Annotated in this window: 9 protein-coding genes; 2 read left to right on the forward strand and 7 right to left on the reverse strand. The window is 69.8% G+C overall.

Annotated features, from left to right (window positions below; all coding sequences use genetic code 11):
- Positions 1–98: 98 nt before the first annotated feature.
- Positions 99–1,526, reverse strand: coding sequence for a tRNA uridine-5-carboxymethylaminomethyl(34) synthesis GTPase MnmE (mnmE, locus tag AC3WL8_RS10285; protein WP_492378244.1), 1,428 nt, complete (start codon positions 1,524–1,526; stop codon positions 99–101).
- Between the two features lie 72 nt (positions 1,527–1,598).
- The gene (locus tag AC3WL8_RS10290; RefSeq protein ID WP_041228265.1) at positions 1,599–2,420 is read right to left on the reverse strand and encodes a CHAD domain-containing protein; all 822 of its coding nucleotides are present in this window, start codon (positions 2,418–2,420) and stop codon (positions 1,599–1,601) included.
- 174 nt (positions 2,421–2,594) lie between these two features.
- Here AC3WL8_RS10290 and AC3WL8_RS10295 point away from each other — a divergent pair, with 174 nt between their 5' ends.
- Complete coding sequence (locus AC3WL8_RS10295; protein ID WP_492378245.1) at positions 2,595–3,032, forward strand: PaaI family thioesterase; 438 nt, start codon at positions 2,595–2,597, stop codon at positions 3,030–3,032.
- Between the two features lie 31 nt (positions 3,033–3,063).
- Positions 3,064–3,450, forward strand: coding sequence for a VOC family protein (locus tag AC3WL8_RS10300; RefSeq protein ID WP_492378246.1), 387 nt, complete (start codon positions 3,064–3,066; stop codon positions 3,448–3,450).
- A gap of 4 nt (positions 3,451–3,454) precedes the next feature.
- Here AC3WL8_RS10300 and tam read toward each other — a convergent pair whose 3' ends face one another.
- From tam to gatA, 5 genes are all read right to left on the reverse strand, one after another.
- Complete coding sequence (gene tam / locus AC3WL8_RS10305) at positions 3,455–4,225, reverse strand: trans-aconitate 2-methyltransferase (RefSeq protein WP_013955196.1); 771 nt, start codon at positions 4,223–4,225, stop codon at positions 3,455–3,457.
- 85 nt (positions 4,226–4,310) lie between these two features.
- A complete protein-coding gene (gene gatB / locus AC3WL8_RS10310) occupies positions 4,311–5,768 on the reverse strand; it encodes an Asp-tRNA(Asn)/Glu-tRNA(Gln) amidotransferase subunit GatB (RefSeq protein WP_211980521.1) in 1,458 nt (485 codons plus the stop codon).
- 81 nt (positions 5,769–5,849) lie between these two features.
- Positions 5,850–6,941, reverse strand: coding sequence for a dienelactone hydrolase family protein (locus AC3WL8_RS10315; protein WP_211980522.1), 1,092 nt, complete (start codon positions 6,939–6,941; stop codon positions 5,850–5,852).
- A 17-nt stretch (positions 6,942–6,958) separates the two neighbouring features.
- Complete coding sequence (locus AC3WL8_RS10320) at positions 6,959–7,444, reverse strand: hypothetical protein (RefSeq protein ID WP_492378247.1); 486 nt, start codon at positions 7,442–7,444, stop codon at positions 6,959–6,961.
- Positions 7,441–8,946, reverse strand: a complete 1,506-nt coding sequence (gene gatA, locus AC3WL8_RS10325) for an Asp-tRNA(Asn)/Glu-tRNA(Gln) amidotransferase subunit GatA (RefSeq protein ID WP_153954995.1) — start codon at positions 8,944–8,946, stop codon at positions 7,441–7,443. Before gatA ends, AC3WL8_RS10320 begins: the two co-directional genes overlap by 4 nt.
- Between the last annotated feature and the right edge of the window lie 48 nt (positions 8,947–8,994).

The following is an 8,994-nucleotide window of genomic DNA, read 5'->3' on the forward strand; positions in this document are numbered from 1 at the left end:
GGCGCCGAAGGGCCCGGCGCCGGCATGTCAGCGAGTAGCCTGCAGTTTACTTGTACCGGCGCCTTCCGCGCCGCGACATGGGGCCGCGGCTGCGGGTATCACTTGCCGATGCAGAAACGCGTAAAGATCGTCCCCAGCAGATCATCGCTGGTGAACTCACCCGTAATGCTGTTCAGGCAATCCTGCGCCAGCCGCAGCTCTTCGGCAAACAGGTCCAGCGCCTGCGCCTGGTGCTCGGCCTGCTCCGCGGCGATATCCAAGTGCGATTGCGCATTCCGCAGCGCCGTCAGGTGCCGTTCGCGCGCCAGGAAGTTGCCTTCATTGCCTGACTGCCAGCCCACCAGCCGCAGTAGTTCACGACGCAGCAGTTCAATGCCGGCCCCGGTGCGCGCCGAGATCCAGATCTCGGTCGGGTTGGGGCCGTTGGCCGCAACCACATGCGGGCGGTTGCCGCCGAAGACGACATCGCCAACCGCGGGGGCCTTGTCGATCTTGTTGACGATGCGCACGATCGGCGAGCCCGGCGGCAGCTGGCCGCTGAGCTGGTCGTCGATGGCGTCGTCGGTCTCGGACAGGCCGTGGCGCAGGTAGTCGGTGGCGTCGACCAGGTGCAGCACGATATCGGCGCGGCGGATGGCGTCCCAGGTGCGTTCGATGCCGATGCGCTCGACTTCGTCGGCGGCGTGCTCGCGCAGGCCGGCGGTGTCGATGATATGCAGTGGGATGCCGTCGATCTGGATGGTCTCGCGCACGCGGTCGCGCGTGGTGCCGGCGATGGGCGTGACGATGGCCAGCTCCGCGCCGGCCAGCGCGTTCAGCAGCGACGACTTGCCCACGTTGGGCTGGCCCGCCAGCACCACCGACAGGCCCTCGCGCAGCAGCGCGCCCTGGCGCGCCTGCGCCAGCACGCCGCCAAGTTCGGTGCGGATGGTGGCAAGCTGGCCGCGGGCGTCGGACTGCTCCAGGAAATCGATCTCTTCCTCGGGGAAGTCCAGAGTGGCTTCCACCAGCATGCGCAGGTGGATGACCTTATCCACAAGCTGGCGGATGGCGTTGGAGAATTCGCCCTCCATCGAACGCGCCGCTGAGCGCACCGCGGCCTCGGTGCTGGCTTCGATCAGGTCGGCGACAGCCTCGGCCTGGGCCAGGTCGAGCTTGTCGTTGAGGAAGGCGCGCCGCGTGAACTCGCCGGGCTCCGCCAGGCGCAGGCCGATGCCGTCGCCCGCCTGCAGGCAGCGCGTCAGCAGCATCTGCATCACCACCGGGCCGCCGTGGCCCTGCAGCTCGAGCACTTCCTCGCCGGTATAGGAGTTGGGCGCCGGGAAATACAGCGCCAGGCCGTGGTCGATGACTTTGCCATGGCCATCGAGGAACGGCAGGTAGGTGGCGTGGCGCGGCTTCAGCGCCTGGCCGCAGACGGCGCGCATCACCGGGCCGACATTGGGGCCCGACACGCGCACCACGCCGATGCCGCCGCGTCCGGGCGCGGTGGCGATGGCGGCAATGGGAACCTGGGGAGCAGTCATGGCGGTATTGTCGCAGATCGGGTGCAGTTGGCGTGGCACGCGGTGGGCAGGCCGCCATGGCGGGCGGGGTGGTCAGCTGGCGCCGGGCAGCGGCTGCGGCGGCGCCTCGTCCGGCATTGCCTGCGCCTGCAGGCAGTCGGCCAGCAGCCGGCGCGCGACGATGCCGTCGACAAAGCGGCCGAGCTTCGCCTGCCGTTTGACCAGCTTGCGATGCAGGTCCTTGCTGTAGCGGGATGGCAGCACCGGCGCGAACGCCTCGATCACATAGCGCAGTCGCTTGCCGGCGATGCGCAGTTCATGCACCGCGCGAGGATTGCCGCGGCGTGCAGCCTTTGCCAGCGCGCGCAGGCGCTTGCGGCCGCGGCGCACGCGCTTGCGCGCAAGGGGCCCGAGGCGGCCACCGTCACTGCGGGCGCGGGCGGCCAGATGGTCCAGGTGCGCCAGGTCGCGATGCAGCGCGGGCAGTGGCCAGTCACGGTAGCCGGCCAGGGCCGACAGCATGGTTTGCCGTGCGGTGTCGCGGCGCTCACGGGCGGTGTCGGCGATGGCCGACAGCACGGTATCGTCCGGTTCCAGCTTGCGTGCCGGGGCAATGGTTTCGGCCAGGAACACGTCCCAGTCGCGCACATCGCTGGTGGCGCGCGCCAGCATGCGCAGGTCATGCTTCCAGCGATCACGCTCCTGCCGCGGCAACGACGGCCCCAGGGCCCAGAGCACCGCGCGCGCGTGGCGTACCGCCACGCGCAGCGCGTGCAGGTCTTCGGCCTCGTCGCGGTGCAGCAACTGGGCCAGGCTTGCTTCCATGCGCGCCAGGCTTGCCTGCGTCAGCGCGGCAAAGGCGGCGGCGGGCCGCGTCTTGCGGTGCAGTGTGGGGGGATGGGCGTCGGCGATCATGGCGGGCTGCATGCGCTCAGGCGCGCATGCGGGTCGCGGATGCTTCCAGTGTAGGCGACAGCACGCCGGCCCGCTTCGGCGCGGCGTAAAAGACGCATGGATGGTTGACAGCCCCGTGCCTTCACGCTGCAATGCGCACATCCCGGTGATGCAGTGACCCGACAAGGAACAGCCATGACCACCGAACAGGAACGGCTTTTGCTGCGCGACACCATCGAGGCGGGCTTCCGCCAGACCGCCTTCGTCAACGACGTCGGCATCTCGCTGGCGGACTGCGGGCCAGGCTGGTGCGAATCCACGCTGGCCATTACGCCGCGCCACCTGCAGCATGGCGGCATCGTCCATGCGGGCGTGCAGGCCACCATGGCGGACCACACCGCGGGCGCGGCGGCATCGACCATCCTGGAGGCAGGCCAGCACGTGGTCACCGCGGAGTTCAAGATCAACCTGCTCAGGGCCGTGCGCAGCGAACGGCTGCGCTGCCGTGCCGATGTGCTCAAGTCCGGCCGCGCGATCATCGTGGTGGAGGCGGATGTCTTTGCCGAGGTCCACGGTGAATCCGTGCTGGTCAGCCGCCTGAACGCCACCATGAGCGTGCTGGACCTGGCCTGAGCGCCCTCCCACCCTTGAAAGGAAGCGACCCATGATCGACCACACCGGCGTAAGCGTCAGCGACTACGGCAAGAGCCGCGCCTTCTACCAGGCGGCGCTGGGCGCCATCGGCTATGTGCTGGACAAGGAGTTCCCGGCCAGCGTCACCGGCAGCACCGACGTGGCCGGCTTCGGCCCGCCGGGGCAACCCGACTTCTGGATCCACCGCGGCACGCCCAACCAGCCGCCGCTGCACGTGGCCTTCCGCGTGGACAGCCGCGAGACCGTCGATGCCTTCTATCGCGCGGCGCGGGCCGCGGGCGGGCGCGACAACGGCGCGCCGGGCATCCGCGCGCACTACCATTCCGACTACTACGGCGCCTTCGTGCTGGACCCGGACGGGCACAACATCGAAGCGGTCTGCCACAAGCCTGCGTAGGGCCTCAGCGTGTCGCGACGATGAACAGGCGCGGGAACGGCAGCAGCACCGACCCGTCCGGCAGCGCCGGGTACGCCTTGGCAATCTCGGCTTCGTAGCGCGCCAGGTAGGCGGCGCGCTCGGCCTCGTCCAGCGGCTGCAGGAAGGGGCGCAGGCCGCTGCCCTTGAACCACTCGACCACAGCGGCTGGGCCGCCCGCCAGCGGATGGTGGTACGTGGTCAGCCATACATCCACGCGCTGGCACAGCGGGCGCAGCAGCTCGTAGTACCACTGCGCCGGGGCGCGCTCGGCGCGGGCCTTGCTGGCGCCGGCGAGCTTTTCGGCCCACGGGCCATCCGCCGCCACCTGGCGCATCAGCCGGTGCGCGGGTTCTTCCAGGTTGTCCGGCATCTGCACGGCCAGCGTGCCGCCGGGAGCGAGCCTGGATACCAGTGCCGGGAACAGGCTGGCGTGGTCAGGCAGCCACTGCAGCACGGCATTGGCCAGGATCACGTCATAGGGCCCGGCCTCGTCCCAGGCGCCGATGTCGGCCACGCGGAACTGCACGTCGGGCAGGCGCTTGCGCGCCGCGTCGACCATGTCCTGCGAGCTGTCCAGCCCGGTCACCGACGCCCCCGCATAGCGCGCCAGCAGCACCTCGGTGGAATTGCCCGGCCCGCAGCCGATATCCACCGCGCTGCGCGCGGTCTGATTGGGGATGGCAGCCACCAGGTCGCGGACCGGGCGGGTGCGTTCGTCTTCGAAGGCGACGTATTGGTGGGCGGACCAGCTCATGGGGATCTCCTGATGCTTAGGGCAGGCCAGTAGGATACGCCTGCCGCTGGCGGTTCGCTGGGGCTGTCAGCCCGCCCTTTTCCCATTACCCCAGCTTCTTCTTCAGCAGCTCATTCACCTGCGCCGGATTGGCCTTGCCCTTGGTGGCCTTCATCGCCTGCCCGACCAGCGCATTGAACGCCTTCTCCTTGCCCGCGCGGAATTCCTCGACCGACTTGGCGTTGGCCGCCAGCACGTCGTCGATGATCTTCTCCAGCTCGCCGCTGTCCGACATCTGCTTCAGCCCCTTGGCCGCGATGATGGCATCGGCATCGCCGCCATGCTCGCCGGCCCACATCGCCGGGAACACATCCTTCTTGGCAGTGTTGTTCGACACCGTGCCGTCCGCAATGCGCGTCAGCAGCTTCGCCAGTTGCGCCGGCGTGACCGGCGCGGCATCGATGGCGATGCCTTCGCGGTTGAGCTGCGAGGCCACGTCGCCCATCAGCCAGTTGGCTGCGGGCTTGGCGTTGGCGGCACCGGCGTCGGCCACCACTGCCTCGTAGTAGGCGGCGAAGGCCTTGGTGGCGGTCAGCGTGGTGGCGTCATAGGCCGACAGGCCGTACTGCGAGACAAAGCGCGCCTGCATCGCTGCCGGCAGCTCCGGCAACTCGCCGCGCACGCGCTCGACCCAGCTCGCGTCGATCTCCAGCGGCATCAGGTCGGGGTCGGGGAAGTAGCGGTAGTCGTGCGCGTCTTCCTTGGTGCGCATGGCGCGCGTTTCGCCCGTTTCCGGGTCGAACAGCACGGTGGCCTGCTGGATCTTGCGGCCGTCCTCGATCTCGGCGATCTGCCACTGCACTTCGTACTCGATGGCCTGCTGCAGGAAGCGGAACGAGTTCAGGTTCTTGATCTCGCGGCGGGTGCCAAATTCCTTCTGGCCGAGCGGGCGCACCGACACGTTGGCGTCGCAGCGGAAGCTGCCTTCCTGCATGTTGCCATCGCAGATGCCCAGCCACACCACCAGCGAGTGCAGCGTCTTGGCATAGGCCACGGCTTCGGCGGCGCTGCGCATGTCGGGCTCGGTGACGATTTCCAGCAGCGGGGTGCCGGCGCGGTTCAGGTCGATGCCGGTCATGCCGGCAAAGTCTTCGTGCAGGGACTTGCCCGCGTCTTCTTCCAAATGGGCGCGGGTCAGGTTGACGGTCTTCTCGTAGAACTCGCCCTTCTTGCCTTCGACCTGGATGGTGATGGTGCCGCCCTGTACCACCGGGATCTCATACTGGCTGATCTGGTAGCCCTTGGGCAGGTCGGGGTAGAAGTAGTTCTTGCGCGCAAAGATGCTGCGCGGCGCGATGGTGGCGCCGATCGCCAGGCCGAACTGGATGGCGCGCTCCACCGCGCCCTTGTTGAGCACCGGCAGCACGCCCGGCAGCGCCAGGTCCACCGGCGAGGCCTGCGTATTGGCCTCGGCCCCGAAGGCGGTGGAGGTGCCGGAAAAAATCTTGGAGGCCGTCGAAAGCTGAGCGTGCGTTTCGAGGCCGATCACCACTTCCCATTGCATGGCGGTATTCCTGTTCGGTTCTGTCTGTTGCGGTGGAGCGGCGGCGCCGCTCCGGGGTTCAGTCTGGTCTTGCCCCGGTCCTCAAGGGTCGGGGCTGGCAAGCCATGAGTCGAGCTGGGCCAGCGCGGCCACGCGGGCAACCGCATCGCCGCCGACGGTGACGCCCTGGGTCTTGCGTATGCCTGCCGGCACGTCGCGGCGCATATGCAGCTCGCTGGTGCCGTCAAAGCCGTGGTAGGCGCCCGGGTAGATCTCCAGCCGGAAGCGCGCGCCCGGCTGGCGCGCCAGCACCGCGCTCTGGAGCATGGCGCAGCGGGTGGCGGGCGTCCAGTCGTCGGCGCCGCCGATCATCAGCAGCATCGGCGCGCGCAGGCGGTAGTTGTGCTGCTGCACCGCGCGCTTGCAGCCCGGGTAGAACGCCACGGCGCGCTCCACCTGGGGCGTGCCGGCCGGCCACGGGCGGCTGGCATCGACGGTGGCCAGCACCGCCTGTGCGCCATTGGACCAGCCCAGCAGCACGATGCGCGCGGTGTCGACCGCCGGCTGCTGCGCCACCCAGCGCAGTGCGGCCAGCGCATCGGCGCGGCGCGTGCGGTCGTCGATGCCGCGCGTGTCGATGGGGTCGGAGCAGATGCCGTGGGGCCTGCCGCGCGCGCTGAAGCTGTCGGGCATCAGCACGGCATAGCCGCGCTCGGTCAGCCAGTGTGCGTATTCGCGGTAGCGTTGCTGCAGCAGTCCGGAAACGTCCGCCTTGTCGGTTCCCGCGGCGCCTGCCGCGCTCGCGCGCGAGGGGCGCGCGGACAGCAGGCCGCCGCAGCCGTGCAATGCCACTACCACGGGCAGTGCGCGCTGGCTGATGCCTTCGCGCGGCAGGAACCAGTAGGCAGTCAGCGCGGGCGTGGCCGCATCGCCGCGCAGCTCGACGCGCTGCGCGGGCACGGATGCGGTTACCGCAGACCCTGGCGCGGCCCGGCTCACCGCATTCGGCGCCAGCACGCCGGCAGGCGTCAGCGGCGCCGGCTGTGCCAGCGCGGGGGCGGGCAGGTCCGGTGTATGCGCGGATGCGCCGGCCAGCCATGCGCCCAGCCCCAGTGCCACCACGGCGCGCAGCACCGCCACCGCCGGGCGGGCGGCGCACAGTGAGCGTTGCGGGGTGGCGGGTGCGTGGGTCATGACTGGCTTCGGTGGCTTCAGCGCGTGCGGGCGCAGGCGCCGCTGCCCGGCTCGAACATCACGGGCCAGGCTTCTTCGTAGATGCCGGGGGTGCAGCGCTGCTGGCAATTGGCGTGCGCCAGCGTGACGCGGCGCGGGTCCTGCCAGACCATCAGCTTGCAGCCGCTGCCGTCATTGGCGCGCAGCTCGATATGCGGCTTCTTCTGGACCTGGCGGAAGTCCGCCAGGTTGAAGCTGCACGAGCCGCGCTTGCCTACCCACAGCTTCCACGACAGCTGCTGCACGCTGTTGTCCGACACGCGCAGCTGGGCATCTTCTCGGAAACCGTCTTCCTCGGTGCGGCGGCAATCGCCGGCCAGGTCGATGTTGCGGCTGGCGATCGGAGCCGGAGGCGCGGGCCGTCCCAGCCCGCCCGGCAGCGGGATGCAGCCGGCCACCGCCGCGGCGAGCGCGGCCGCGGCCATCAGGCGCAGGGTCAGCGAGGAGCGTGCGGTCATGTTCATGCCTTGCCCGGACGGCGCAGGTGCCAGTCGGTCGCCTGCTGGAACGCGTGCGCGGTCTGCAGCAGGCGTGCTTCGTCGAAGTAGTTGCCGATCAGCTGCAGGCCCACCGGCATGCCGGCTTCGCCGAAGCCGCACGGCACGCTCATGCCGGGCAGGCCGGCCAGGCTGGTGGACAGCGTGAAGATGTCGGCCAGGTACATCTGCACCGGGTCCGAGGTCTTCTCGCCCAGCTTCCACGCCACCGTCGGCGCCACCGGCCCCATGATCACGTCGCACTGGGCGAAGGCGCGCTGGAAGTCGTCGGCGATGATGCGGCGGATCTTCTGCGCCTGCAGGTAGTAGGCGTCGTAGTAGCCGTGCGACAGCACATAGGTGCCGACCATGATGCGGCGCTTGACCTCGGCGCCGAAGCCTTCGGCGCGGCTCTTCTTGTACATGTCGAGCAGGTCGCGGTATTCGGCCGCGCGGTGGCCGTAGCGCACGCCGTCAAAGCGCGACAGGTTGGAAGAGGCCTCGGCCGGCGCGATCACGTAGTACACCGGGATCGACAGCTCGGTCTTGGGCAGCGTCACCTCGACCAGCGTGGCGCCCAGCTTTTCATACTCGGCCAGCGCAGCGCGCACGGCCTGCTCGACGTCGGCCGACAGGCCCTTGCCGAAGTATTCCTTCGGCAGGCCGATGCGCAGGCCGGCCAGCGGGCGCTCGGCGGTGGCGCCGGCGCGCGGCTGGCCCAGCAGCCGGGTGTAGTCCTCGTCCACGCCGCCCTGCGCGGGCGTGATGCTGGTGGAGTCCCTGGGGTCGAAGCCGGCCATGGCGTTGAGCAGCAGCGCGCAGTCTTCGGCGCTATGGGCCATCGGGCCGGCCTGGTCCAGCGACGAGGCGAAGGCGATCATGCCGTAGCGCGACACGCGGCCGTAGGTCGGCTTGATGCCGGTGATACCCGAGAACGACGCCGGCTGGCGGATCGAGCCGCCGGTGTCGGTGCCGGTGGCGGCGGGGGCCAGGCCCGCAGCGACTGCTGCGGCCGAGCCGCCCGACGAGCCGCCGGGCACGCGGCTGGTGTCCCACGGGTTGCGCACCGGGCCGAAATGCGAGTTCTCGTTGGACGAGCCCATCGCGAACTCGTCCATATTGGTCTTGCCCAGCGTGACCATGCCGGCCGCGCCCATGCGTTCGACCACGGTGGCGTCGAACGGGCTTTCATAGTTGCCCAGCATCTTCGAGCCGGCGGTGGCACGCCAGCCACGCGTGACGAACACGTCCTTGTGCGCGATCGGCACGCCGGTCAGCGGCGCGGCCTCGCCGCGGGCGCGGCGTTCATCGGCGGCGCGCGCCTGGGCCAGAGTGCGCTCGGCATCGACGTGGATAAAGGCGTTGAGCGCGGCGGCCTGCTCGATGCGGGCCAGGTACTCGCGCGCGAGTTCCTCGGCGGAGACGGAGCGCGCGGCCAGCGCATCGGCAAGCTGGCGCAGGGAGGTCACGGAATCAGCGGAAAAGGGCATGACAGTCGGTTGGCATCAGGGGTAGCGTACTGGCGGGTGGCCGGCGGC

The organism is Cupriavidus sp. FW305-F7 (genome assembly GCF_058782875.1).